This window comes from Pseudomonas sp. BN417, assembly GCF_029871205.1.
In the GTDB taxonomy this organism is placed as follows: Bacteria; Pseudomonadota; Gammaproteobacteria; order Pseudomonadales; family Pseudomonadaceae; genus Metapseudomonas.
This window is the reverse complement of sequence record NZ_SSOJ01000157.1, coordinates 23,523-48,464: the sequence shown is the minus strand read 5'-3', so window position 1 is coordinate 48,464 and position 24,942 is coordinate 23,523. Positions and strand designations below refer to the sequence as shown.

The 24,942-nt window shown below is 65.5% G+C and carries 18 protein-coding genes and 1 tRNA gene; 3 read left to right on the top strand and 16 right to left on the bottom strand.

The genetic code is table 11. The features are described from left to right. Positions 1-195 precede the first annotated feature (195 nt). The 10 genes from E8F11_RS25880 to E8F11_RS25835 all read right to left on the bottom strand — a co-directional run bounded on the left by E8F11_RS25880 (position 196) and on the right by E8F11_RS25835 (position 15,129). On the bottom strand, positions 196-2,571 hold the full coding sequence (locus E8F11_RS25880) for an RND family transporter (protein ID WP_280291775.1): 2,376 nt from the start codon (positions 2,569-2,571) through the stop codon (positions 196-198). An 18-nt stretch (positions 2,572-2,589) separates the two neighbouring features. After that, positions 2,590-3,678: a YCF48-related protein gene (locus E8F11_RS25875; protein ID WP_280291774.1), complete on the bottom strand. Its 1,089-nt coding sequence runs from the start codon at positions 3,676-3,678 to the stop codon at positions 2,590-2,592. Between the two features lie 809 nt (positions 3,679-4,487). Then, on the bottom strand, positions 4,488-5,855 hold the full coding sequence (locus E8F11_RS25870) for a DUF1329 domain-containing protein (protein ID WP_280291773.1): 1,368 nt from the start codon (positions 5,853-5,855) through the stop codon (positions 4,488-4,490). 60 nt (positions 5,856-5,915) lie between these two features. Beyond that, on the bottom strand, positions 5,916-7,985 hold the full coding sequence (locus E8F11_RS25865; RefSeq protein WP_280291772.1) for a DUF1302 domain-containing protein: 2,070 nt from the start codon (positions 7,983-7,985) through the stop codon (positions 5,916-5,918). Between the two features lie 520 nt (positions 7,986-8,505). After that, positions 8,506-11,163 carry an aminopeptidase N gene (gene pepN, locus E8F11_RS25860; protein ID WP_280291771.1) on the bottom strand — a complete coding sequence of 886 codons (2,658 nt, stop codon included), beginning with the start codon at positions 11,161-11,163 and terminating at the stop codon, positions 8,506-8,508. Between the two features lie 105 nt (positions 11,164-11,268). Continuing rightward, positions 11,269-12,099 carry a DUF2797 domain-containing protein gene (locus E8F11_RS25855; protein ID WP_280291770.1) on the bottom strand — a complete coding sequence of 277 codons (831 nt, stop codon included), beginning with the start codon at positions 12,097-12,099 and terminating at the stop codon, positions 11,269-11,271. Next, positions 12,099-12,359: a DUF1315 family protein gene (locus E8F11_RS25850; protein ID WP_280291769.1), complete on the bottom strand. Its 261-nt coding sequence runs from the start codon at positions 12,357-12,359 to the stop codon at positions 12,099-12,101. The genes E8F11_RS25855 and E8F11_RS25850 overlap by 1 nt, the downstream gene beginning before the upstream one ends. Positions 12,360-12,395: 36 nt before the next feature. Next, positions 12,396-13,271 (bottom strand): rhomboid family intramembrane serine protease, encoded by an 876-nt coding sequence (locus E8F11_RS25845; protein WP_280291768.1) that lies wholly within the window; start codon positions 13,269-13,271, stop codon positions 12,396-12,398. Further along, a complete protein-coding gene (locus tag E8F11_RS25840; protein WP_280291767.1) occupies positions 13,271-14,242 on the bottom strand; it encodes a metallophosphoesterase in 972 nt (323 codons plus the stop codon). The genes E8F11_RS25845 and E8F11_RS25840 overlap by 1 nt, the downstream gene beginning before the upstream one ends. Then, entirely contained in the window at positions 14,242-15,129 is an 888-nt protein-coding gene (locus tag E8F11_RS25835) for an NAD(+) kinase (protein ID WP_280291766.1), read from the bottom strand. Before E8F11_RS25835 ends, E8F11_RS25840 begins: the two co-directional genes overlap by 1 nt. Before the next feature lie 93 nt (positions 15,130-15,222). Here E8F11_RS25835 and E8F11_RS25830 point away from each other — a divergent pair, with 93 nt between their 5' ends. Further along, positions 15,223-16,167 carry a DUF1853 family protein gene (locus E8F11_RS25830; protein ID WP_280291765.1) on the top strand — a complete coding sequence of 315 codons (945 nt, stop codon included), beginning with the start codon at positions 15,223-15,225 and terminating at the stop codon, positions 16,165-16,167. Positions 16,168-16,396: 229 nt separating this feature from the next. On the opposite strand, the gene E8F11_RS25825 is transcribed toward E8F11_RS25830, so the two are convergent. From E8F11_RS25825 to E8F11_RS25810, 4 genes are all read right to left on the bottom strand, one after another. After that, positions 16,397-17,503 carry a cyclic nucleotide-binding domain-containing protein gene (locus tag E8F11_RS25825; RefSeq protein WP_280291764.1) on the bottom strand — a complete coding sequence of 369 codons (1,107 nt, stop codon included), beginning with the start codon at positions 17,501-17,503 and terminating at the stop codon, positions 16,397-16,399. A 4-nt stretch (positions 17,504-17,507) separates the two neighbouring features. Beyond that, positions 17,508-18,473: a pyridoxal-phosphate dependent enzyme gene (locus tag E8F11_RS25820; protein ID WP_280291785.1), complete on the bottom strand. Its 966-nt coding sequence runs from the start codon at positions 18,471-18,473 to the stop codon at positions 17,508-17,510. A gap of 72 nt (positions 18,474-18,545) precedes the next feature. Further along, positions 18,546-19,916 carry a chromosome partitioning protein ParA gene (locus tag E8F11_RS25815; RefSeq protein WP_280291763.1) on the bottom strand — a complete coding sequence of 457 codons (1,371 nt, stop codon included), beginning with the start codon at positions 19,914-19,916 and terminating at the stop codon, positions 18,546-18,548. 247 nt (positions 19,917-20,163) lie between these two features. Next, positions 20,164-22,200: an NADPH-dependent 2,4-dienoyl-CoA reductase gene (locus E8F11_RS25810; RefSeq protein ID WP_280291762.1), complete on the bottom strand. Its 2,037-nt coding sequence runs from the start codon at positions 22,198-22,200 to the stop codon at positions 20,164-20,166. Positions 22,201-22,403: 203 nt separating this feature from the next. Here E8F11_RS25810 and E8F11_RS25805 point away from each other — a divergent pair, with 203 nt between their 5' ends. Continuing rightward, a complete protein-coding gene (locus tag E8F11_RS25805; RefSeq protein ID WP_280291761.1) occupies positions 22,404-23,336 on the top strand; it encodes a hydrolase in 933 nt (310 codons plus the stop codon). Beyond that, the gene (locus E8F11_RS25800; protein ID WP_280291760.1) at positions 23,333-24,370 is read left to right on the top strand and encodes an AraC family transcriptional regulator; all 1,038 of its coding nucleotides are present in this window, start codon (positions 23,333-23,335) and stop codon (positions 24,368-24,370) included. Before E8F11_RS25805 ends, E8F11_RS25800 begins: the two co-directional genes overlap by 4 nt. Here E8F11_RS25800 and E8F11_RS25795 read toward each other — a convergent pair whose 3' ends face one another. Together E8F11_RS25795 and E8F11_RS25790 are read right to left on the bottom strand one after the other, a co-directional pair. Continuing rightward, positions 24,371-24,496: a hypothetical protein gene (locus tag E8F11_RS25795; protein WP_280291759.1), complete on the bottom strand. Its 126-nt coding sequence runs from the start codon at positions 24,494-24,496 to the stop codon at positions 24,371-24,373. 208 nt (positions 24,497-24,704) lie between these two features. Further along, positions 24,705-24,781 (bottom strand) — tRNA-Asp (locus E8F11_RS25790). Between the last annotated feature and the right edge of the window lie 161 nt (positions 24,782-24,942).

Here is a 24,942-nt window from a genome sequence, read left to right as displayed (position 1 = left end):
GGACTCGGTCTCCACCCCAGCCCTCTTCCAGAGGGAGAGGGGCTGCTCGCGCAGAAGCCCAGCTGCGGCGCTCTTCCTGTGGGGGCGAATTCATTCGCGAAAGCAGGCCGCAGGCCTGCCCTTTGCCCTTCCTACAAGCCCCGCCCATAAAAAAACCGCGGCCTGGGCCGCGGTTTTTCATCCAGCTGAGAAGGCTCAGTGCGCCAGCAGCGAACCGCCGACCTTGCCCGCCAGTTTCTCGGGCTTGATCAGGAAGCGCGCCAGGGCCGGCAACAGCCACAGGGCACCGAACATGTTCCAGAGGAGCATGAAGGTCAGCATCAGGCCCATGTCGGCCTGGAACTTGATGGCCGAGAAGATCCAGGTCGCCACGCCGATGGCCAGGCAGAGGCCGGTGAAGAGCACGGCCTTGCCGGTGGACTTCAGGGTCTCGTAGTAGGCCTCCTGCAGCGGCAGGCCGGCACGCAGGAAGCTTTCCAGGCGGCTGTAGATGTAGATGCCGTAGTCGACACCGATACCCACGCCCAGGGCGATCACCGGCAGCGTTGCCACTTTCACGCCGATGCCCAGCCAGGCCATCAGCGCGTTGCCCAGCACCGAAGTGAGGATCAGCGGCAGCACGATGCACAGCGTCGCGGCGATGGAGCGGAAGGTGATCAGGCACATCGCGGCAACGCAGATGTACACCAGGATCAGGATGGTCAGCTCGGCCTGGGCGATCACCTCGTTGGTGGCCGCTTCGATGCCGGCGTTGCCTGCCGCCAGGAGGAACTGCAGGCCTTCCTTCTCGTGCTCCTTGGCGAACGCCTCGACGGTGGCCACGGCACGGGACAGGGTCTCGGCCTTGTGGTCGTTGAGGAACACCAGCACAGGTGCCAGGGAGCAATCGGAGTTGTACAGGCCTTCGGCACGGCTGATCGAGTTGTTCAGCACATCCTGGTTGCGGGACAGGGTCTCCCACTTCAGGTTGCCTTCGTTCATCCCTTTGATCACCTGCTTGGAGACGGTGACCATGGAGATGGCCGATTGCACGCCCGGAGTGTTCTCCATCTTCCACATCAGCTCGTCCACCGGCGCCAGGGCCTCATGAGTGGAGCAGCCTTCGGGGCCGGTCTTGACCATGACCACCAGTACGTCGGAGCTGGTGGAGTAGTTGTTGATGATGAAGTTGTTGTCCTGGTTGTAGCGCGAGTCCGGACGCAGCTCCGGGGCGCCCTGGTCGAGGTCGCCGATCTTCAGGTTCTGGCTGTACCAGAGGCCGCCGCCGAAGGCGATCAGGGCGATGACCACGGAGATGGGCGCTACCACCGGATGGGCGAAGTTGGACAGCAGGCGCCAGAACGGATGCTCGCGATTAGCGTCCTTCTTGCTGCGCTCGACGGCCTTCTTGCTGATGCCCACATAGGAGATGGCCACCGGCAGCAGGATCAGGTTGGTGAAGACGATCACCGCCACGCCGATGGACGCACCGATGGCCAGCTCGCGGATCACGCCGATGTCGATGATCAGCAGGGTGATGAAGCCCACGGCGTCGGCGAGGATGGCGATCATGCCCGGCAGGAACAGCTGGCGGAAAGTGCGCCGCGCCGCGGTCAGGGCATTGTCGGCACCGCTGGATTGCAGGGCGATACCGTTGATCTTCTGCACGCCATGGGAGATGCCGATGGCGAAGATCAGGAAGGGCACCAGCATCGAGTAGGGATCGAGACCGAAGCCCACGCTGTGCATCAGGCCCAGCTGCCAGATCACCGCCACCAGGGTGGTGGAGAGCACGGCAATGGTGCTTCGGATGCACCAGGTGAACCAGTAGAGCAGCACCAGGGTGATGAGGAAGGCGATACCGAAGAACAGCACCACCATGATCAGGCCGTCGATCAGGTCACCCACCTTCTTCGCGAAGCCCACCACATGGACCTTCACGTTGGGGTTCTGGGCCTGGTACTTGTCGCGGATCTTCTCTTCCAGCTCATGGGAGAACTGGCGGTAGTCGAGCTTCAGCAGCTTGCCCTGGTCTTTCGGGTCCGGATAGGACTCCAGCAGCGGCACGTCGATGATGCTGGACTTGAAGTTGTTCGCCACCAGGCGGCCGATCTGGCCGGACTTGAGCACGTTGTTGCGCAGCTCTTCCAGGCTGGCCGGGGAGCCATCGTAGGTCTGCGGGATGACCTCGCCGCCGGCAAAGCCTTCTTCGGTCACTTCGGTCCAGCGAACGCTCGGGCTCCACAGGGACTTCAGGCCGGAACGGTCGACGCCGGAGATGTAGAAGACCTCGTCATGGATCTGCCGCAGGGTCTCCATGTACTCCTTGGTGAAGATGTCGCCGTCGACCGCTTCCACCGAGATACGCACGGTGTTGCCCAGGTTGGCCAGGTCGTTGCGATGCTCGAGCATCTTCTGGATATAGGGATGATGCAGCGGGATCATCTTCTCGAAGCTGGTGGAGGGCCGCACTTGCAGGGCCTGCCAGAAGAGGAAGATGCTGACCAGCAGGCAGATGACGATCACCGCCGGCCGGTTGTTGAAGATCAGGCGTTCGAGGAACGTCGCCTTGTCCTGGTGATGGGTAGTCATCGAAACTCTCCGCCTTTCTTATAGTTGGCCCAGCTCGGCGCCGGTCGGCGACGCTACGCGTACACCGCCCTGTCCCACCAGGATCAGGTTGCCTTTTTCATCGGCGATGACGCTGGCCAGCGACATACGGTCGCTGCGGTTCACCACCTTGAAGGTGCGGCCGCTGTCGGTGCTCTTCAGCACGCTGCCGCCATGGCCGACCACCACCAGGCTGCCGTCGGGCAGCAGGGCGCCACCGGACAGGCCGAATTCCAGGTCGCCATTGCTGGTCTTCAGCGGCACGGTTTCCCAGGTGCTGCCGAAATCGGCGGAGCGGAACAGGTGGCCGCGCAGGCCATAGGCGATCACGACGCCCGGCTCGGCAGTGCCGAGGACGCCGAACAGCGAGCCCTCATAGGGGCCCTCGACGCGTTCCCAGGTCTCGCCCCAGTCGGCGGAGCGGAACATGCTGCCCGCCTCCCCCACCACGAACAGACCGGAATCCTTCACCGCGCCGATGGCGTTGAGGTGGTACTGGTCTTCGTTGTCCAGGCGGTCGCTGACGTCTTCCCAGTTCTTGCCGCCGTCGCGGGTGCTGAGCAGGGCACCGTAGGCGCCCACGGCGAAACCGGTGTTGGCGTCCTTGAACCAGATGTCCAGCAGCGGTGCTTCGCGCTGCAGGTCTTCGAATTGCTGGGTCCAGGTGACGCCACCGTCCTCGCTGGCGAGGATCTGCGCGTCATGGCCGACGGCCCAGCCCTTCTTGTCGTCGAGGAAATAGACAGAGGTGAGCATCTGGCGGGTCGGCACCTTGGCCTGGGTCCAGGACTTGCCGTTGTCGTCGGAGTAAAGGATGTGGCCACGGTCGCCGACGGCTACCAGGCGCTTGCCGGCATGGGCGACATCGAGCAACAGGCTGCTCACGGCCTTGGGCGACTGAATGGAGAGTACCGGCGCGTCGGCGGCCAGTGCGGATGCGGTCAAGGGCGCAGCGGCTATTGCAAGGACGGAGAGCACACTGAACAGCGAGAGCGCTTTGGCCAGCGGCGATTGGAAGCGGAACGTCGGCTTGTGGAGGCTTTCCACGGTGAGGCCGGACGGGGTGCGCCGCATGACGGGCTCACTCATACACCTTTCCCCTTTTTGTTATAGGTGGGAGCTGCCCAGGGAGGCAGCGACCTAATCCTAGCCAGCTTTGGAAAGTGCGCACAATCAGCAGGACGTTATGTTTTGTTAAGCGCAGGTGGCGCTGTGTAACAGCGGGCGGGGTGCTCTGGCACTGCCCTCGCCCGCCGGTCATCGAGTTAGCACTGGATTGGGAAGATTGTCCGATTGCGTTGGTTGGCCCCGCGCAGCCGGATATTTCCCTCATCCGAACGCGGCCCGCCCCGGCCCCCGCCCTGCGCCCCGGCCTGATCGCTTCGCGCTCAGTCGCTCATCGGCACCGGAAGCGGTGCTTCCGAAAGCGTGCCTCTTCGCCCCAGAGGTAGAGGGGTGACTCGCGCCCGATGCAATGGGTCAATCCTGATGCCAACTCATGGTTTCCAGGTCTGCAAAAAAGGTGGGGCAGCGACTCCGCCCCTTCAGGAGGCCGAGCGGAATCGTTGCGCAGGGGGACGAGCGGCATGGATGCCGCGAGAGGCGTGCGGGGCCATGGATGGCCCCTCACGCCGGGCCCCCGGAGCAATGATGGAGCGAGGGAAGTCCGGCGCAGCCGGACCCGGATGCAGGGGCAAGCGTTTTGCTTCCTTTTGGGCGACTGCAAAAGGGAGTTGCCCGGGAGGGCGAAACAAAAACCCAAAGCTCACTCGGCAATGGGCTGGACCACCAGACAACAAGCCCACACCAGAAAGCCCCACATTGGATTACCAACCTAGTTTCAGCCAAACGAAAAAGGCCGCTACAAGTAGCGGCCTTCTTCATGGAGCTCTACGAAATCAGCGAGTACCGCGACGACGCAGGGCGGACGGCTTGAAGTAGCCATCGTCCGGAATCGCCTGGGTGAAGTCGATGGTGGTCGGTTCTTCGTTGTCCAGGTTCTGCACGTGGTAGCGACGGGCCTGCAGGTCGTGGAACACGTCCAGCGCGGACCAGGTGGTCGGCAGGTCGTAGTAGTTCTTCAGGTAGGCCATCGATACGCGCCACAGCTCGCCACGACCGTCGTACTGGTCGACCACTGCGGCTTGCCAGCTGTCCTCGTCGAGGTACAGGGTGCGCTTGGAGTAGATGTGGCGGGCGCCCTCCTTCAGGGTGCCTTCCACGACCCACACGCGGTGCAGTTCGTTACGGGTGAAGGCCGGGTTCAGGTGGCCCGGCTGCAGCAGGTCCTTGTACTTAACCTCGGGGCTGGACACCTTGTAGTTGTTATACGGGATGTAGAGCTCCTTCTTGCCTACCAGCTTCCAGTCGTAGCGGTCCGGGGCACCGTTGAACATGTCCGTGTCGTCGGCGGTACGCAGGCCGTCGGCGGCGGCGATCGGGGTGTCGTAGGCGAGGTTCGGGGCGCGGCGCACACGGCGCTGGCCGGCGTTGTAACCCCAGGCCTGGCGCGGTTCCTGGACCTGGTCCAGGGTCTCGTGGACCAGGGTCGCACCGCCAGCCAGGCGGGCCGGGCTCTTGGTGAAGGACAGGTAATAGAACAGGACGTTGTTCAGGTCGGCGTAGGAGCCCTTCGGGTTGTAGTACTTGAACAGCGCCTCCTGCTGCGAAGTTACCAGCGAGTAGTCGCCGTTGCGCTGTACGGCCACTTCCGAGGCACGCCGTACGATATAGCTGCCGCGGTAACGGACGATGTGGTTCCACAGGGCCTCGACGCCGCTCTGCGGAATCGGGAACGGGATACCGCCATAGGCGTCCGCGTAGCCATTGCCGCCGTCCAGCAGCTTGGCGGAGCTGGCGTTCTTGACGGTGTTGTCATACACCCACTGCGGCGCGGAGCCGGTGCGGCGGGTCTGGTAGACCGGCATCTGGAAGCTGTTCGGGTAGGCATTGAACAGGGCAATCTGACCCGGGGTCAGGTTGGCCTTGTACTGGTCCAGGTTGGCCTTGGTGATGGTGAACAGCGGCTTGTCTTCCGGAAACGGGTCCAGATGGTGCTGGCCGGGCTTGTAGCCGGCCGGCGCCTGGGTGATGCCACCGGTCCAGGCCGGGATGGTGCCGGCGGCGTTGCCGCCCTTCTCGGCGCCGAAGGGGGTCAGGCTGGTGCCGAGCTTGGCGACGTCCTGGGGTGCAACCGACGCCAGGGCACTGCTGGCGGACAGCGCCAGGGCGACTGCGGCGCTAATCAGCGGAAGCTTTTTCAGCATGTGGGTTCTCCGTGATGAGTCTGTAGCGGGCGCCGGGGCGCCCGTCTTGTTCTTGTTGGCTTAGAAGGAGTACTTGACGTTGACGCCGACGTTGTCGCGGTCGCGTACCGAGTTGTTCTGGCCACCGCCGTAGAACTCGGTGTACTGCAGTTCGGCTTCCAGGCTGTTCAGGTAGCTGGCCTTGAGGCCCAGGGTGTATGCCTTGCGACCTTCGATGAAGTTGCCTGTCTGGTAGGAGTTGCCCTCGAAATCGTCCTTGTAGACGACGTAGGGGGAAACGTTCACGCCGGCGTAGACGTCGTTCCAGGTGCCGGACAGCAGCAGGGTGTAGCCGTAGGCGTTCTTGTTGACCTGGTCGTCGCGATCGCCGCCGGAGACGTAGGAGCTGTTGCCACGGCCGGAGTAGTAGCGGTTCTGGCCGTTGAACGCGGTGTACTGCAGGTCGCTGCCGCGCAGGTGCTCGGAGGCCAGCTCGGCCACGCCGATCAGGGAGTCGAAGGACAGCGACGGGCCGAAGTTGTAGATGGTGCCCAGGGACGCGTTGTAGGCCTCGACACGCTCGGAGTTGTGGATCTCGTTGCCCAGGCGGACGTTCTGGCCACCGATATTGACGGTGCGGCCGGATGCCAGTTGCGGGGCCTGGAGCAGCAGGTCACCCAGCAGGTCGTTGGTGGTGGCAATGCCGATCGGCAGGTTCGGACGGTAAGCGAATTCACCGAATACCGAGGCTTCGCCCAGGGTGGTGTTGAAGCTCAGGCCATACATGCGGATGTCTTCGGCGTACTCGCGACGGGAGTCGACCTGGTTGGCCACGTCGATGGTCGCGATGCCGCCGACCGCCTGGGACAGCTGGGAAGTGGGGTCGGCAAGGCCGGCGCTGACCTGGTTGCGAATGTTCGCCAGCGCGCCGCCGATGATTGCGTCAGCCCGGGCGCTGCCAGTAGAGCCACCCGCCGCGACCTGGGTGATCTGCTGGGGCGTGAAGCCCCCCTGGACCAGGGCCTGGGTTGTCTGCGCGGTAACGATACCCTGGGCGACCTGCTGCAGGTTCAAGCCCCGGTAGCTGCCCAGGTCGGCCTCGATGGTCGGCTCCTTGGCGTGATAGTTGACGAAGTAGAAGCCGAATTCGGTGGAGTTCAGCTCTTCGGCGATATAGCGGAAGGCAATGCCGAACTGGCCATCGTTCTTGGCGTTGATGTCCGGCTGGATGGACGCCACCTTGATGTTGCCGTTGGCATCCACGGTACGGCCGCCCTGCAGGCCGCCGACACCCGCGCTGCTCAGGGCGCTGTAGGCCCCGGCCAGCGGAGTCAGGCGCGGCTGGGTCGAATAGGCGGTATTGCCGCCCTCAGCAAACAGGTCGGTCTCGGAGTAGTAGGTGCCCACCGGGTCGATGGCCGATTCCTTCCAGTTCCACTGGTAGAAGGTTTCCATCGACAGGTTTTCGGTCAGGCCGAGGTTGAAGCTCAGGGCTTCCACCGGAACCAGCACTTCCTTCAGTTCGGAGCCCGGCAGGCGGAACTTGGCGGCATCCACCGGGTTGGTGGTGTTGACGCCACCGCGATAGAAGATGCCCTCGCCCCAGTTGAACACCTGGCGGCCGATGCGGCCGGTGACCGGCATGTCGGCGACGTCCCAGTTGCCATAGAGGTAGGCGTCGAGGATCTGCGCATCGCGACCGGCCTTGTGGCGAGTCTCGTGGGTGAAGCTGTCATCCTTCGGGAAGTTCTGGCTCGGCTGGACGGGGTCGTTGTTGTCCAGGTAGTCGTTGCGCTTGTCCATGATCTGGGTGTCATAGAAAGCGGTGCCACGAACGAACATGCCGTAGTTCTTGTAGGTCGCTTCCAGGTCGGAAGTGATCTTGTAGACCTCGGAAACCAGGCCGGTATCGAAGTTGCGGTTACCGTCGTTGGTGTTGATGTCGTCGTTGGTCTTGTCCCGTCCTTGCACGCGCCACAGCTGGCCGTAAGAAACCGTGGTATCGAGGGAACCGGAAATTTCGTCGTTGGCGAAACTGAACTCCACCGCCTGGGCCTGGGCGGTTACCAGGAGCGGCAGGATACCGGCGAAGGCGAAACCTGCCTTGGCTGGTGCGAAACGCAACATGGGCTTATGGGACTTGAGCTCCATCGAGTCTTACTCCGTGGACTGATCACTTTGTTATTGGCGGCCCGTCAGGCAGGCCTGTTTGTCCAGCCGCTCTTGGCGACTTTTTGCTTCGGCAGGAAACCCCCAGCGCAGAGCGCACCCCGTTGCAGACGCACCGAAACGGGGCCAAATCGGCAGGCGGAGTTGCAACCATGGTGCCAAGTCGGAAATGTTCGTCAGAAAAATCCCGCGGACTGAGCGACAGAAAATTGTCAAACAAGTGACTGATCATCCACTGATCAAAATCGAAAAACCTGTCCGATCTTGTCGGACGATCTGGCTCGATTTGTCACTCAAGATCACACTTGCAGGGCATGCACACTCATACCAAAAGCTGCCTGGTCAAGCCTTTTCTGGGCTTTTAAGACAGTCAGCGCATAACAACGGAGGGAGTTATTTCCTCGAGTAACAAAAAAGTGTTACCGGCGCTAACCGGTAACACTTCATGAAGGGACTCTTTCGGAAAGATGACAGCCCGCTTTCACGGGCAGTCGGGAGGACCTCAGGCGAGGCTCTTGCTGACCACTTCGAAGACGTCGCTGGACAGTTCACCGGAGGCGAGGATGCGCTCCAGTTCGGCCTTCATCAGTTGCTGGCGGCCGGCATCGTACTTGCGCCAGCGGGTCAGGGGCGCGAGCTGGCGGGAGGCGATCTGCGGATTGAGGGCATTGAGCGTGATCACATGGTCGGCGAGGAAGCGATAACCCGCGCCATCGGCCCGGTGGAAGTTCACCAGGTTCTGGTTGGCGAAGGCACCGATCAGCGCACGCACCTTGTTCGGGTTCTTCAGGGTGAAGGCCGGGTGCTGCATCAGCGCCTGCACCCGCTCCAGCCCGCCCGGCAGGCCGCAGCCGGCCTGCACGCTGAACCACTGGTCCATCACCAGCGGGTCATCCTTGAAGTACTCGGCGAAGCGCTCCAGGGCACCGGTCTTCTCCGCCTCGAAGCGGGAGTTGACCAGCACGGCCAGCGCCGAGAGGCGTTCGGTCATGTTGTCGCATTGGTTGAACTGCTCCAGGCAAGCCTCCAGCACCTCTGCCTTGCCGCTCTGCATCAGGTAGGACAGGGCAATGTTCTGCAGGGTGCGGCGGGCGATGTGCGCGGCTTCGGCGACGTACCCGGTTTCGCGGGACAGCGCGCGGTTGGCCTGGAAGCGTGCCAGCAGCGGCTCGAACAGGGCCTGGCCAATGGATTGGCGGGCGAACTCGCGGGCAGCATGGATGGCGTCCACATCCGCTACTTCGCTGATCTCGGTGAGATAGGCCTCGCTCGGCAGGGAGAGCATCTCGGCGACCATGGCCTGGTCCAGCGACTCATCGCCCAACAGGGTACGGAAGGCCTCGATCAGGCGCGGGTCCAGCACCAGCTTCTCGCCGCGCTGGTGCTGGCCGATCAGCTCGAAGAGCACCTGGACCGACAGCTGCTGGCCGGCTTCCCAGCGGTTGAAGCCGTCTGAATCGTGCTGCATGAGGAACATCAGCTGGTCGCGGCTGTAGGGGAAGCTCAGCTTCACCGGCGCCGAGAAGCCGCGCAGCAGCGACGGTAGCGGGCGTTCGGGGATGTCGACGAAGGTGAAGTGCTGTTCCGCCTCGTTCAGGGCCAGCACACGGCTGCCGCCCTGGGGCGCGGCCTCGCCCGAGAGGCGCAGCGGCAGTTCGCCGCCCTGGCAGTCGAGCAGGCCCAGTTCCACGGGAATGACGAAGGGTTGCTTGTCCTTCTGGCCGGGGGTCGCCGGGCAGCTCTGGCGGAAGGTCAGGCTGTAGGTGCGGGCCTCGGCGTCGTAGCTGTCCTCGACCTGCAGGCGCGGGGTGCCGGACTGGCTGTACCAGCGCTTGAACTGGGTCAGGTCGACGCCATTGGCGTTTTCCATGGCCTTGACGAAGTCGTCGCAGGTCACGGCCTGGCCGTCATGGCGTTCGAAATACAGGTCGGTGCCCTTGCGGAAGCCCTCGGCGCCCAGCAGGGTGTGGAGCATGCGCACCACTTCCGAACCCTTCTCGTAGACGGTCAGGGTGTAGAAGTTGGAGATCTCCATGAAGGAGTCCGGGCGCACCGGATGGGCCATGGGGCCGGCATCCTCGGCGAACTGGTTGGTGCGCAGGAAGGCCACGTCCTCGATGCGCTTGACGGTGCGCGAGTTCATGTCGGCGGAGAACTCGGCGTCGCGGAACACGGTGAAGCCTTCCTTGAGCGACAGCTGGAACCAGTCGCGGCAGGTCACGCGGTTGCCCGACCAGTTGTGGAAGTACTCGTGGGCCACCACCGCCTCGACCCGCTGGTGGGCGGCGTCAGTGGCAGTCTCGGCCTTGGCCAGCACGCAGCTGGAGTTGAAGATGTTGAGCCCCTTGTTCTCCATGGCGCCCATGTTGAAGTCGTTCACCGCGACGATCATGAAGATGTCCAGGTCGTACTCGCGGCCATAGACCTCCTCGTCCCAGCGCATGGACTTCTTCAGGCTGTCCATGGCGTGCTGGACCTTGTCGATGTTTTCCGGCTCGACATAGATGCGCAGCGCCACGTCACGCTGGGTCATGGTGGTGAAGCTGTCTTCCACGCACCAGAGGTCGCCTGCCACCAGGGCGAACAGGTAGGCGGGTTTCTTGAAGGGGTCCTGCCAGGTGGCCCAGTGCCGGCCGCCCTCCTCCGCCCCGCTGGCCACCGGGTTGCCGTTGGACAGCAGCACCGGATAGCGATGCTGTTCGGCAGTGATGGTGGTGGTGAACTTGCTCATCACGTCCGGGCGATCGAGGTAGTAGGTGATCTTGCGGAACCCCTCGGCCTCGCACTGGGTGCAGAACATCTTGCCGGACTTGTACAGCCCCTCCAGCGCGGTGTTGCTTTCCGGATGGATGCGTACGGTGCTGTCGAGGGTGAAGCTTTTCGCCACCGGCTGCAGGGTCAGGTGGCTGTCGTCCAGCTGGTAGTCGGAGGCCGCCAGTTCGCGGTCATCCATGGACAGCGACAGCAACTCCAGCTGTTGGCCGTCCAGCACCAGCGGCGGCAGGCCGTCGCCCAGCTCCGGGTTGCGGCGGATGACCAGCTGGGCATGGACCAGGCTGTGGTCCTCGTACAGCTCGAAGGTCAGGTTGGTCTCTTCGATCAGGTAGTCGGGGGCCTGATAGTCCTTGAGGTAGATGACTTTCGGTTGCTCGGTGCGCATGGTCGTCTCTTCGATTGCAAGGCGGCCCCGTAGCCCTGGGCCGCTCGTGATGAATGGGTCAAGGTCGGAGTATGGACTATTCCCCCACCGACCTGATCACTTGAACTAGGCGGCGCTGATGGCCAACTGGTAAGCGGTGTACTTGCGCAGGTTGATCACGCCGGTATCGAGAATCAGGTACTGGCCCTTGATGCCCCGCAGCGTACCCTCCACCACCGGCGTCTTATCCAGATCGAAGCTGACGACCTTGGTCGGATAGGCGTCCACCGGATAGTTGATCTCGATGGGCAGGACGTCGCTGACCGGCTGGATCGCCTGCAGGCCGAAGCGGTCCTGGAGGGCGCGCAGGCCTTCGGCGCAGCTGTCGAACAACTGGTCGCGGATGGCCGCAAGGTCCAGCGCCGGCGCTTCGCCCTTCAGCATGGCGCGCCAGTTGGTGCGGTCGGCCACCTGGCTGCGCAGCAGGTCTTCGACGAAGCCGGATTGCTGGCGAGTGGCGACGCGCACGATCGGCAGCGCCTGGGTGGCGCCCTGGTCGATCCAGCGGGTCGGCACCTGGCTGGCGCGAGTGATGCCCACCTTGATGCCCGAGGAATTGGCCAGGTAGACCACGTGGTCGGTCATGCAGAAACGCTCGCCCCACTCCGGTTCGCGGCAGGTGCCCTGCTCGTAGTGGCACTTTTCCGGGCTGACGATGCAGCTGTCACACTGCGCCAGCTTGGTGAAGCAGGGATAGCAGTAGCCCTGGCTGAAGCTCTTCTTCGTCTTGCGCCCGCAGTGGATGCAGTGGATGGCGCCGAGGAACTCGAGGCGCAGCTGCTTGCCGATCAGGGGATTCGCCGCGATTTCCGCCTCGCCCAGGCGAAAGCCGTACTGCACGGGGGCTTCAAGGCGCACCGACATCTTCGAGAGTGCGCCGCGTCCTAGTTCCAGCATCAGTGGACCGAATTCGACTTGAACAGCAGGTTGGGGATCGGCTCGGACTTGGAGCTGCACTCCTGCGGGCCCATGTAGCCGGTGCGCTCTTCCTCGGGCAGGTGCTTGAGCTCCCAGGCGATCACCGCCTGCAGCGACAGCTCCTTCTGTTCCTGGGTCAGCTTGCGGCCGTCCGGCCACTTGCCGATCTCCACGGCCAGCTTGAGGCTTTCGTAGACATCCTGGGTGATGTTGCTGATCAGATGGGCAAAAGACGACATGGGCCACTCACCGGAAAATGAGACAAGCTGCGCATTCTAACGGCGCAGGCGCGCCAGGGCACCCCCCAGCAGCCCGGTGGCGCAACCGGCGACCAGGCCGCCGACGTGGGCGCCGTTGGCAATGGCGCCGAATCCCAGGGCGGTGATAAGCCCGGACAGGCACACCAGCAGCCAGACCAGCATCATCGCCATCACCCCCGGCGGAAGCCGGTAGGCCGGGCACGGCGCCAGGCGCTGGAATACCCAGCAGTGGCCGAGCAGGCCGTAGAGCACGCCGGAAAGCCCGCCGAACAGCGAGGGGCCGCTGCTGAGGTACTGGGCATAGTCCGATACCAGGCTGAAGCCCAGGGTCAGCACCAGCAGTACGGGGCCGCCCTGGCGGGCCTCGATGCGGCGCCCCAGCTCCCAGAACCACATGGCGTTCATCGCCAGGTGGAGGATGCCGAAGTGGATCAGCATGGGCGTCACCAGCCGCCACCACTGCCCCGCCGCCAGCCCCTCGTCCAGGGTCGAGAAATAGATGTAGTCGCCCTGGATCTGGAAATCCTGGAAGCTCAGCCAGCGGATGACGGAAAAGTTGTCGCCCAGGTTGGTCAGCCCGGCCACCACCAGGGTCAGCAGCAGCACCAGGCTGGTGACGCGGCTGGCCATGAGCTGGGCGAGGATGCCGGCGCGCGGCGCTGCCTGCGCTGCCTGCGGTGCCTCCTGCTGCAACTGGAAATGCGGGTCGCCATCGGGGAAGCGCTGGTAGAGCCCGCGCACCTGTTCGGCCAGCTGTGCCCCAGGCACCCAGAGCACCTGCTCGCCGGACTCCTCGCTGACCCGGTAGGGCACTTCCAGGCGCTGCAACAGGGCGATGAAACCGGAGAGGTCCACCGTCAGGGGCAGGCGCAATACTTCAACGGCACTCATCAAGGCTCCTCGGGGCGTTCCACTTCGACCCAGACGAACTTGTCCGGGTCCAGCCGGCTTTCCTGGTCGAGCCGGTAGGCCACCAGCTTGCCGTACATCACCGCGCTGTAGTCCAGGCAGGCCAGGTTGCCGCGGATCGGCGCCGGGCGGCCGCGCCGCCAGTAGTGGCCGACGAACAGGATGGGCTCCTGCGGGCCGTAGCTGAGCAGGCGCGACTTGTGCGCCTTGGACAGGGGCGCGCTGGCCACCTGCTCGGGCAGGGCATCCGGCTGGAACACCACATCGCCGTAGGTCTGCGGGTCTTCAGCCCAGAATTTGGTGCGGAACACCGAACGGGTGAAGCCGTCGCTGCCGGTCAGGGTCATGCCACCTGGTAGCGGCAGGTCGGTACCGCGCAGCAGGCGGTCGAACACCCTTGTTGCGAAGCTGGCGGGATCGGCCGCGGCCTTGAGAAAGGACTCGTTGATCCGGCCGTCGGGGTGCATGTCGCGCAGTGCGGCGATCATCTCGCCGTCCCAGCAGGCATGGACCATGCGGAAATGGCCGCCGTCGAGGAACAGCGGTAGCTCGTAGAACCAGCCAAGGAAGTCACGCCAGTCGGCCGGGTGGTTCTCGAACTGCTCCAGGGTTTCCTTGATCAGCCGGGCATGGCGCGGCGTGTGTTCACGGACGAAGTGGCGGCCGCTGCCCGGTGGCGCCGGGGTGCTCCAGCCGAGGGCGTTGAACTCGTGGTTGCCCATGATGCAGCGGGCCTGCCCGGCCTCGACCATGGCGTGCACCAGATGCAGCGCCTCGCGGATGCGCGGGCCGCGGTCGATGATGTCGCCGAGGAACAGCGCCATGCGCTGCGGGTGCTGCCAGACGTCGCCTCGCTTGCGGTATCCCAGGCGGTCGAGCAGGCGCTCGAGGGTATGCGCACAGCCGTGGACATCGCCGATCAGGTCGTAGCCGCGGGCCGGATCGAGGCTCATCAGTCGCCTCCACCGAGTCGGCTGCCCCAGCCCAGCTTGGTCCGGCAGACCTCGTAGTAGTTATGGTCGAGCGGGTGGATCAGGCGCAGCTTCTGTGGTTTCTTGCGCACCGTGATCGCATCGCCGGGGGCGCAGGTGAAATGGTTCTGGCCGTCGCAGGACACCAGTGGGTAGATCTGCAGGTTGGGCGACACCACAATCTTCAGCTCGCTGTTGCTGTCCACCACAATCGGCCGGCTGGACAGGGTGTGCGGGTACATGGGCACCACCACTATCGCGTCCAGCTTGGGATGCATGATCGGCCCGCCGGCGGACAGCGCGTAGGCGGTGGAGCCGGTGGGGGTGGCGATGATCAGGCCGTCGGCCTTCTGGCTGCAGACGAACTGGCCGTCGATATGCAGCTCGAATTCGATCATCCGTGTCGACTTGCCGGGGTGCAGCACCACATCGTTCAGCGCGTCGCCCTGGCCGATCGCCTCGCCATGGCGGCGGACCTCAGCCTCGAGCAGGAAGCGGCTCTCGACGCTGTACTGGCCATCCAGCACCTCGGCCACCTTCACTTCCAGCTCGTCGGGACGGATATCGGTGAGGAAGCCCAGGCTGCCGCGGTTGATCCCCAGCACCGGGATATTGTGCCGCGCCAGCGCGCGCGCGGCGCCGAGCATGCTGCCGTCGCCACCGACCACTATCACCAGGTCGCAGACCTCGCCGAGGATCTTGCGCGAAGAGGTCTGCAGGCCATGGCCCGGCAACACCTCGGCGATGGTGTCTTCGAGGATCACATGGAGGTGACGGTCCAGCAGGAATTTCTTCAGCCGGCGGATGGTGTCGAGCACATGGGGGCTGCCCAGGCGACCGATGATGCCGATATTGCGGAATTGCTCCATGGGGCTCCAGGGCGGCGTTGCGAGGAGAGGAATGGCGGAATTATGGAGGATAGCGGCGGACAGCGGCAAACCGCCGTCGGCTATGCTCGCAACATGCGAGCCTTCGAATCGTTGACCGACCTGCCCCGCCAGCTGCGCCACCCCGGCGTGCGCGACCTGGCTTGGGCGTTGCTGTCGCCGCCGCTGCTCAGCGAGCCGCCCTGGCGCCAGCGACACCCCCTGAGCGCCAGCGGCTGGGCCAGCCACCCCGGCCGCCTGGCCGACTGGCTGCGTCAACTGGACCAACATCCCGAAGCCCTCGACCACTGGCTGGCGCAGGCTTCCAACCGCCGCCTCGGGCTCTATTACGAGAAGCTCTGGCAATTCGCCCTGGGCCAGGCACCGGGCGTGGAGCTGCTGGCGGCCAACCTGCCGATCCGCATCGCCGGACAGACCCTGGGCGAGCTCGACCTGCTGCTGCGCGACGCCGAAGGGGTGCATCACCTGGAACTGGCGATCAAGCTCTACCTGGGCCCGCGCCATGGCGATGGCGGCAATACCTCGGAATGGATAGGTCCGGGCAGCCACGACCGCCTCGACCGCAAGCTGGAACACCTCAGCCTGCACCAGCTGCCCCTCTCGGCCAGCCCCGAAAGCCGCCAGGTCCTCGCCCAGCTGGACGCCCAGCCGGCCAGCGCCGAACTCTGGCTCGGCGGCTACCTCTTCTACCCCTGGCCGGGCAATTGCACCGCGCCACTCGGCGCCAATCCCGCCCACTTGCGCGGGCGCTGGCTACGCCACAACGAACTGGAGGACTTCCTTGGCCAGGGCGCCGAAGGTTGCTGGCAGCCGCTGCCGCGCCAGGACTGGTTGGCCCCGGCGGCCTGCGATGCCGGCGAATGCTGGGGTGAGGAAAGCTTCCGGCAGTGGTGCCAGCAGCTGCAGCCGGACAGCCCCGCACGCCTGCTGGTACGCCTGGTGCCGAACGAGGACGGGCGCTGGCAGGAGGCCGAACGGGCGTTCCTGGTCAGCGACCGCTGGCCGATGCAGCCGCTGTAGGGTTCACAGACTTCCGTAGCCCGGATGCAATCCGGGGAAAACCCCGCCGCAGCTCCCGGATTTCAGCCGGGCTACGGCCTGCCTTTCCTCGTGGGGGCGAATTCATTCGCTATGGGGCACGTAGTGCCCCCATGGGAGCTGGAAGGGCAGGCCTTCGGCCTGCTTCGCGAATGAATTCGCCCCCACAGTATCCCCACTAGCCTTGACGATCCGAGCTACGGCAAGTGCCTCAGCGGCTGCGTTCGATACGGCCGCCGGAGCGGGCCAGGTAGCCGGCGCCGGCCTCACTGATCAGCGCATCGCGCTGCAGGGCCGGCAAGGCATCCAGGCCATCGCGCAGCGCATAGGCGCGAAAACCCAGCTGGGACAGCATGAACACCGCACTGGCGCTGCGCCTGCCACTGTCGCAGTAGCACAGGTAAGTGGCGCCGCCGTCCAGCAGCCGGGCTTTCAGGCGCAGCAGGTGCAGGGGCATGTTCAGCGCCTGGGGCGCATGGGCACGCTCGTACTCTTCCTGCAGGCGCACATCCAGCCATTGGCCGCCGCTCCCCAACAGGCGCACCGCCTCGCCGAAACTGACTTCATCGACCACCGGCGCCTTGAGCAGTTCGAGAAAGTCCCCACGGTCAAGGCGTTGCAGCACACCGTCTTCCAGCAGCGTGACGCTGGCGTTGCGCGGGCAATCCCCGAGCAGGGCTTCCTCGCCAAAGCACGCGCCCACCTCCAGTTCGGCCAGCAGCTGCGCTTCGCTGCCAGCACCGCGGATCACCTCGGCACGGCCGGACTGCAGGAAATAGCAGCAGTCGCCCTCCTCCCCTTCGCTCATCACCCGACTACCCGCCGGCAGTTCCACCCGCCGCAGGCGTTCCAGCATGCTGCGCACATTGGCCGGCGGCACCTTGGCCAGCAGCGGGCTGGCCAGCAGTGACTCCAGCCATTCGCTATCGCCCGCCTGGTCAAGCTCCAGCAGCAGGTCCTGCTGGGCGGAGCGCCAGGTCAGCTGGCGTGCCAGGGTGGCGCTGTCGATGGCCAGCAAGGCGCAGTCGCGCAAGGCCATCGCCTCGTGAAGGCGCGGCAGGCTCGGGGATATGGGATGACAGCCGGACTCGCTGCCGGCCTCCACGCGCACCTCGGCGCCCAGGGCATCGCGCAGGCGCAGTTCGCCGGAGAGCAGGTAGTAGGTCAGGCGCGCCTGGTCGCCGCGACGGAACAGCAACTGGCCCGCCAACAGCGGCTGCGGCTCCAGCTGCGAACGCAACTCGCGCCACTGCTGCTCGGACAGCGCATTGAGCGGAACCAGGCTACGCAGCTGCTGGGGATTCAGGGCTTCGCTCATGGAGTCATCCTTGTTCTTCCATTGCCCGGTCAGTGTAGCCGGCCAGTTGCAACAGTTTGGCCTGCATGGCCCGGCGCCCCTGCAAGCCACCGGTATGCAGCAGCACCAGGCGACTGCCGGCGGGAATGCGTCCGGCCTCGGCGTCTTCGCGGATCGCCAGCAGCGCCTTGGCGGTATAGAGGGGCTCCAGGGCCAGGCCGCCGTCGCGCTCGCTGTCGAGGAGAAAGCGTGCAAGCTGGGCGTCCAGCCGGGCGAAACCGCCGCGACTGGCGTCGATCAGGCGGTAGCCCTGGTCGGTCCGGCCCGCGCCGACAAGGAGGGTACGCACCTGCTCGGCTACGCCGTGGTCAGGCGGCACCGCCAGGGCGCCCATCACCGGGTGCCGGCCGTCCTCGCCCAGCACCAGCCCCGCCAGGGTGGTGCCGGTACCGGCGGCGACCCAAAGGCTGTGGTAGTCGTCCCAGCCGAGGCTGTCCAGTTGTTCGCGGATCATCGCCACCAGCCCCATGCAGCCCCGGGCCCCCGGCAGGCCACCGCCGCCCTCGGGCACCGGCTGGAAGCCCCGGTAGCGTTGCAACCAGGGTTCCCAGAAGCCCGACTGGTGGCGCTCCCGGTAACCGCCGTAGCCAAGCCAGTGCAGTGCCATGCCAAACTCCTGCAGGTCCTGCACCGTTGGCGTCTGCTGGGGCTCGCCGCGCAGCAGGCCAACGGTGGCGAAACCGAAGCGCGCGCCGGCAGCTGCCAGGGCGTGGAGGTGGTTGGAATGAGCGCCGCCCAGGCTGATCACGCCCTCGGCGCCGTTGCGGGCGGCCTCGGCCAGGTAGGGCGCCAGCTTGAACCACTTGTTGCCCGACACCAGCGGGTCCAGGGCGTCCAGGCGCAGCACGGCCAGCTCCAGCCCGGCAGCGGCCAGCCAGGGCAGGCGCAAGGGCTCGAGGGAGGCGCGGGGGTTCCAGTCAGGCAGGGTCAGGGGCAAGGTCGCGTCCGTGGGCGTCCGCCAAGGGGGCGCAAGGATAATCCAGGCGCGTACTGGGCGAGCCGCTCAACCGGCGGTGCGCAGGTGCCGTCCCGCCCGGTGCCGGGGACAGCAATTGGATTCGCCGGTGACGAAGCGGCTGGGCGCCTCGACGCGGTCGATGGGCATGCTGCAACGGTCGCCATTGGGCAGGCTCGCCTCGCAGGTAGGCTGCTGGTAATGGGCCAGCCACTGGCGGTACTGGTTCTCGGAGACGAAGCATTTGGCCGCAGCGTAGGCCAGGGGATTGTCCTGGTAGCGGGCGATGTCGGAAAGCGGGATGGTCAGATGGCCGGCGCCGGGGTGGTAGACCACGAAGACCACGCCCAGCTGCGCCAGGCGCTCCAGAACCAACTGCCCGGACTGGCTTTCGAGTGCTTCGCATTCCTGGCGCAGGCGACTGAGCTCGGCCTGCAGCTGGGCGTCCAGCTGGTCCCGATAGGCAAGCTCGACATCATGAATGGCGAGCTGCTCGCGGTACTCGGCCACAGCGGCGGCGACTCTCGCCTCGAGTTCGCCCTCGAACTGAGCGCGAAGTATGTCCGCCTCGGTGCGCCCATGGCGCTCCAGGGCCCGCAACTTCTGGTTCATCTCTTCGCGGCTGGCCTGGTAGCGCTCCGACTCGCTGGCGAGCTGGGCCTGCAGGCCGGCATTGGTCTCTTCCTGCTGGCGCAGCGCGTGCTGGAGGGAACGTATCTGCTCCTGCAGCGCGGTGTTGCTCTGGTCGGCGGCCTGGCGCGCCCGCGCCAGTGCCTCTTCGTTCTGCTGGCTGAGGGAGCTGAGACGCAGGCGCTGCTGGCGGACCAGTTGGGCGGTCTTCAGGCGGTGCTCCTTTTCCATCTTTTCCGCCAACTGCTCGGCCATCTCCTTGGTGATTTCCGGCGGCGCGTACCAGCTGTCTTCCGGGGCCACCTGCAGCCGCTCGGCGTCCAGCACCTGAGGCAGCTCCTCTTCCACCAGCAAACCGAGGTTATTGCCCTTGATGGCGTCGCGCAGCAGCGCCAGGTCGTTGCTGTCGGCGTTGAGGCTCGGGTCCCAGAGGTGCATCTGCTGCCAGGACACCGGACACTGGCTGCGGCAGGCCAGGCGAATGGGGCCGGCGCCGAGGTCCGGCCCGCGCCCAGCGCGCTCGGCCAACTGCCGCAGGGGCAGGTTCCAGCCGGTGTCGGCACGGCCCTCCTCGTCGAAGTCCAGATAGAAGAAGACCACCGAGCGCACCTGCAGGCGCGGGTTGATCATGAGGTAGGCCAGGCGCATCTGGCAGTCGGCGAATTCCGGCAGGCCTACCACGCCGTCGAGAATGGCTTCGAACTCCGAGTAGAGCATCTGCTTGCAGATGCCGCGGTCGTTGTAGAACACGACGGCTTCCACCAGTTGCGGCTTCTTCAGCATGCTCATCGCTCTACCTCTGGCTCTACGCAGTGAATCACGGCGGGCGTTGATGGGGGCGGGGCGCACGCGGCATTCGACCGCACGCACCAATCCGGACTTTAGAAAAGTCTAGGGGATATTAGCCGGTGGGCAATGTGACTGGGTTGGCAGACGTCAGCCACGAACCTCGAGCAGACCGGTGGCGAGGTGAAAATGTGACATGGTTCGGCTTGGCGGGGAAGCCGCCCGGCATTGCACCGGGCGGCGGGGTGGATCAGAGCTCGGCGGCCAGGCGCGAACCCTGGTTGATGGCGCGCTTGGCATCCAGCTCGGCGGCCACGTCGGCACCGCCGATCAGGTGCACGCTCTGGCCGGCATCCACCAGGCCCTGGTGCAGCTCGCGCAGCGGGTCCTGGCCGGCGCAGACGATTACCGTGTCCACCGGCAGCACCTGGGGCTCGCCTTCAGCGATGCGGATGTGCAGGCCGGCGTCGTCCACCTTGAGGTACTCCACCGAGTTGAGCATCTGCACCTGCTTGTTCTTCAGGCCGGTGCGGTGGATCCAGCCGGTGGTCTTGCCGAGGCCGTCGCCCACCTTGCTCTTCTTGCGCTGCAGCAGGAACACCTGGCGCGCCGCCGCGTGGGGCTGGGCCTGGACACCCTTGATACCGCCGCGGGCTTCCAGGGCGCGGTCGATGCCCCATTCCTTCCAGAAGGCCTCGCGGCTCAGGCTGGTGGATTCACCCTGGTGGGTGATGAACTCGGAGACGTCGAAGCCGATGCCGCCGGCGCCGATCACCGCCACCTTCTGCCCCACCGGCTTGCGCTGGAGGATGGCGTCCAGGTAGCCGATCACCTTCGGATGGTCGACGCCGGGGATTTCCGGGGTGCGCGGGGCGATGCCGGTGGCCAGGATCACCTCGTCGAAGCCGCCCTTGGCCAGGTCGTCCGCCGAGACGCGGGTGCTCAGGCGCAGGTCGACGCCCGTGGTTTCCAGCTTGCGCTTGAAGTAGCGCAGGGTTTCGAAGAACTCCTCCTTGCCCGGAACGCGCTTGGCCACGTTGAACTGGCCGCCGATTTCGGCAGCGGCGTCGAACAGGGTCACGCTGTGGCCGCGCTCGGCGGCGACAGTGGCGGCAGCCAGGCCGGCCGGGCCGGCGCCGACCACGGCGATCCTCTTGGCCTGGGCGACCGGAATGTAGTTCAGCTCGGTTTCGTGGCAGGCACGGGGGTTGACCAGGCAACTGGTCAGCTTGCCGCCGAAGGTGTGGTCCAGGCAGGCCTGGTTGCAGCCGATGCAGGTGTTGATCTCGTCGCTGCGGCCTTCGGCGGCCTTGTTGACGAAATCCGGGTCGGCGAGGAACGGACGCGCCATGGAGACCATGTCAGCATCGCCTTCGGCCAGCACCTGCTCGGCCACCTCGGGAGTGTTGATGCGGTTGGTGGTGATCAGCGGGATCTTCACTTCGCCGCGCAGCTTGGCGGTGACCTTGGTGAAGGCAGCGCGCGGCACCTTGGTGGCGATGGTCGGGATGCGCGCCTCGTGCCAGCCGATACCGGTATTGATGAGGGTCGCGCCGGCGGCCTCGATGGCCTTGGCCAGGGTGACGATTTCTTCCCAGGTGCTGCCGCCCTCCACCAGGTCGAGCATGGACAGGCGGAAGATGATGATGAAGTTCGGGCCCACGGCTTCCCGCACGCGGCGGACGATCTCCACCGCCAGGCGCATGCGGTTCTCGTAGCTGCCGCCCCAACGGTCGGTGCGCTGGTTGGTGTGGGCGGCGAGGAACTGGTTGATGAAGTACCCCTCCGAACCCATGATCTCGACGCCGTCGTACTCGGCCTGCTGGGCCAGCTGCGAGCAGGTGACGAAGTCCTGGATCTGCTTTTCGATACCCTCTTCGTCCAGCTCGTTGGGCTTGAAGGGGTTGATCGGCGCCTGGATAGCGGAGGGCGCCACCTGCTTGGGGTTATAGGCATAGCGGCCGGCGTGGAGGATCTGCATGCAGATCTTGCCGCCGGCTTCATGCACCGCGCGGGTGACGATGCGGTGCTTCTCCGCCTCTTCCACGGTGGTCAGCTTGGCCGCTCCGGCGTAGACGCCGCCTTCGGCGTTCGGGCCGATGCCGCCGGTGACCATCAGGCCGACACCACCACGGGCACGCTCGGCGAAATAGGCGGCCATGCGCTCGAACCCGTTGGGTTTCTCTTCCAGGCCGGTGTGCATGGACCCCATCAGCGTGCGGTTCTTCAGGGTAGTGAAGCCCAGGTCGAGGGGCGCGAGCAGGTGCGGGTAACGGGCGTCGGTCATGGTGCCTCCACAACAGGTATTGCTGTTCACGAAGTGTCCCGGCATCGAAGCACCGGGATCGGTTATGGGGCAGACGATAAAGAGCCGGACATGTCGGCTCAATGATCGAAACTGACAAGTTATTGATCCAAACTGACAGCACCCCTTGGCAAGCCGCAGCACCTCCCCTACCCTGATCGGCATCTCCGTCCTACGGGAATCCCATGCGCAAACTGCTGATGCCCCTGATCGCCGCCCTCCTGGTGAGCTGCCTGACTGCCTATGGGGTATGGACCGGCGAGCGCCCCCGCGCTCACTACCTGTCCGACCTGCGCGCCAGCCTGGCCAGCGACGTCGGCACGGCCGGCAGCGCCGGCAACCTGTTGGCGATCCGCCCGGCGCTCTACCCCAGCGACTACCGCGACCCGGACCTGCTGCGCATGAAACTGGCCGCCGCCCTGGACCAGGCCCGCGCCAGGGGGCTGCTGAACGAGAAGACGGTGGTCGCCCTGCCCGACCACATCGGCACCTGGCTGCTGCTGCGCGACGAAAAGCACCATCTCTACCAGGCGCGCTCCCTCGCCGAAGCCGGCCGGTTGCTGACCCTCAGCCACCCCACCCTGCTCGGCCGCCTCTTCCTCCAGGGCCAGGACCTTGAAGAAGCCCTGCTGCGCGCCAAGGCCAGGCGCGCGGCGCGGGATTACCAGAAACTGTTCAGCGGCCTGGCCAGCCAGTACCGGGTGACAATTCTCGCCGGTTCCATCCTCCTGCCCTCGCCCTACCTCCGGGACGGCAAGCTGCGCAGCGGCCACGGCGCGCTCTACAACGTGGCGCTGGCCTTCTCCCCCGATGGGCTGCTGCTCGGCGAACCCTTCAGCCAGCCCTGGCCGCAGAGCGCCAGGGGCGAGTCCCGGCAGAGCCTGCAGACCGCCAGCGGCCTGGTGACCATCACCCGCAGCTGGAGCCAAGGCTATCCGCTGAACCGGGTAACCCTGAATGACGGCCCGGCCAGCGCCAGCCAGGCGCTATTCCTGCGCGGCCGCCTCTGGCCGCTGCATAACTCGCCAGCCGGCAGCGAGCTCACGCCGGCCGCCGCGCCGCAGGCCAGCGAGGCGCCGGGCAGCCACCTGCTGAATGCCTGGCTGAGCGCACGGTGAAGGCGCAAAGGGTCAAGCTGGGCGACCTGTCCGTGGGCTTCGTCCACGGCATGGCGGCCGCCCTGGAACAGGCCGGGCAGTCGCCCGAGGAATTGCTGCAGCGCTTCGGCCTGGACCAGGCACGACTGGCCGAGCCCCAGGCGCGTCTGTCGATCCCTCGTTTCATGCGCCTCGGCCATGCGGCCATTCAGCTCTGCGGCGACCCGGCCCTGGGCCTGGCCATGGGCCGCCTGAGCCGCCTCGGCCAACTGGGCCTGGCCGGCGTCTGCGCCGCCCAGGCGCCGAACCTGCGCGAGGCCGCCCGCGCCCTGACCCGCTTCGAGCGGCTCTACGCCAGCAACTACCGCGGCCAGTCGAGCTTCCATGAGGACAGCAAGGGCGCCTGGCTGCGCTTCTACTCCATCAGCCCTTACAACGCCTTCAACCGTTTCGTGGTGGATTCGGTACTGGCGGGCTGGCAAAGCTACCTGGGCCAACTGACCGGTAACGCGATAAGGGTGGAGAAGATCGAAATCGAGTTCGCCGCTCCCGACTACGCCGAACGCTATGCGGAGCACTTCGGCTGCCCGGTGGAGTTCGAGGCCGGCGCCAACCAGCTGCGCCTGTCCCTGGACACCCTGGCATTGCGCGGCCAGGAACATTGCCCAAGCACCTGGCGGCAGCTGCTGGATATCTGTGAAAGGGAATTGCAGCAGCTGACGCGCACCCGCAGCCTGCACGAGCGCATCATCCAATTGCTGGGGCCACTGCTGCATGGCCGCGAACCGGACCTGGACGAAGTGGCCGCACGCCTGCAAATGCCGAGCTGGACGCTGCGCCGCAAGCTGGCCGAGGAAGGCACGCAGTTCCGCACCATCCTCAACGAAACCCGCCGCGACCTGGCCATGGCCTATATCCGCGACACCGAACTGACCTTCGGTGAGATCGCCTACCTGCTCGGCTTCGCGTCCGCGGAAGCCTTCCAGCGCGCCTTCAAGCGCTGGAGCGGCAGCACGCCCGGCGAGTTCCGCCGCGCCCAGCGCCAAGTGGGCTGATCACATCTCGGTGGCGTCGTCGGCCGGCTCCACCGGGTCCTGCTCGTCGGCGTGGAAATCGAGAATCTCTTCCTGGTAGTCGTCCATTTTCCGCTCCTCCTGGTTTCGACATGGATCTGTAAACAAAGACCATGCCAATAAGGTAACGAGTGCAGGTGACCGGAAAATTACCCCAGGGAAGGAAGAAGAAGGGGGGAGTAATTCCTCGTAGGGTGCGCTGCGCGCACCGGAACTCCCGCGCGGACTGCCTGGTGCGCAGGGCGCACCCTACGATCAGCCCCGAACGTCAGACAAAGAAAAAGCCCCCAGGTATTGCTACCTGAGGGCTTCTATATGGCGCAGCGGACGGGACTCGAACCCGCGACCCCCGGCGTGACAGGCCGGTATTCTAACCGACTGAACTACCGCTGCGCGTCGGTTGGACTTGCGTCCGGTGGAACCTTTGCTTCGTCTGGCGACCCGGCCTCAAAGACCTTGCCGCCTCATGCCCGAGAGACTCGAACATGGGAAATATGGCGCAGCGGACGGGACTCGAACCCGCGACCCCCGGCGTGACAGGCCGGTATTCTAAC

Excerpts from the sequence above, each read along its gene's own strand:
- E8F11_RS25880 (WP_280291775.1), bottom strand. The coding sequence starts at position 2,571 with ATGACTACCCATCACCAGGACAAGGCGACGTTCCTCGAACGCCTGATC.
- E8F11_RS25875 (WP_280291774.1), bottom strand. The coding sequence starts at position 3,678 with ATGAGTGAGCCCGTCATGCGGCGCACCCCGTCCGGCCTCACCGTGGAA.
- E8F11_RS25870 (WP_280291773.1), bottom strand. The coding sequence starts at position 5,855 with ATGCTGAAAAAGCTTCCGCTGATTAGCGCCGCAGTCGCCCTGGCGCTG.
- E8F11_RS25865 (WP_280291772.1), bottom strand. The coding sequence starts at position 7,985 with ATGGAGCTCAAGTCCCATAAGCCCATGTTGCGTTTCGCACCAGCCAAG.
- pepN (WP_280291771.1), bottom strand. The coding sequence starts at position 11,163 with ATGCGCACCGAGCAACCGAAAGTCATCTACCTCAAGGACTATCAGGCC.
- E8F11_RS25855 (WP_280291770.1), bottom strand. The coding sequence starts at position 12,099 with ATGCTGGAACTAGGACGCGGCGCACTCTCGAAGATGTCGGTGCGCCTT.
- E8F11_RS25850 (WP_280291769.1), bottom strand. The coding sequence starts at position 12,359 with ATGTCGTCTTTTGCCCATCTGATCAGCAACATCACCCAGGATGTCTAC.
- E8F11_RS25845 (WP_280291768.1), bottom strand. The coding sequence starts at position 13,271 with ATGAGTGCCGTTGAAGTATTGCGCCTGCCCCTGACGGTGGACCTCTCC.
- E8F11_RS25840 (WP_280291767.1), bottom strand. The coding sequence starts at position 14,242 with ATGAGCCTCGATCCGGCCCGCGGCTACGACCTGATCGGCGATGTCCAC.
- E8F11_RS25835 (WP_280291766.1), bottom strand. The coding sequence starts at position 15,129 with ATGGAGCAATTCCGCAATATCGGCATCATCGGTCGCCTGGGCAGCCCC.
- E8F11_RS25830 (WP_280291765.1), top strand. The coding sequence starts at position 15,223 with ATGCGAGCCTTCGAATCGTTGACCGACCTGCCCCGCCAGCTGCGCCAC.
- E8F11_RS25825 (WP_280291764.1), bottom strand. The coding sequence starts at position 17,503 with ATGAGCGAAGCCCTGAATCCCCAGCAGCTGCGTAGCCTGGTTCCGCTC.
- E8F11_RS25815 (WP_280291763.1), bottom strand. The coding sequence starts at position 19,916 with ATGAGCATGCTGAAGAAGCCGCAACTGGTGGAAGCCGTCGTGTTCTAC.
- E8F11_RS25810 (WP_280291762.1), bottom strand. The coding sequence starts at position 22,200 with ATGACCGACGCCCGTTACCCGCACCTGCTCGCGCCCCTCGACCTGGGC.
- E8F11_RS25805 (WP_280291761.1), top strand. The coding sequence starts at position 22,404 with ATGCGCAAACTGCTGATGCCCCTGATCGCCGCCCTCCTGGTGAGCTGC.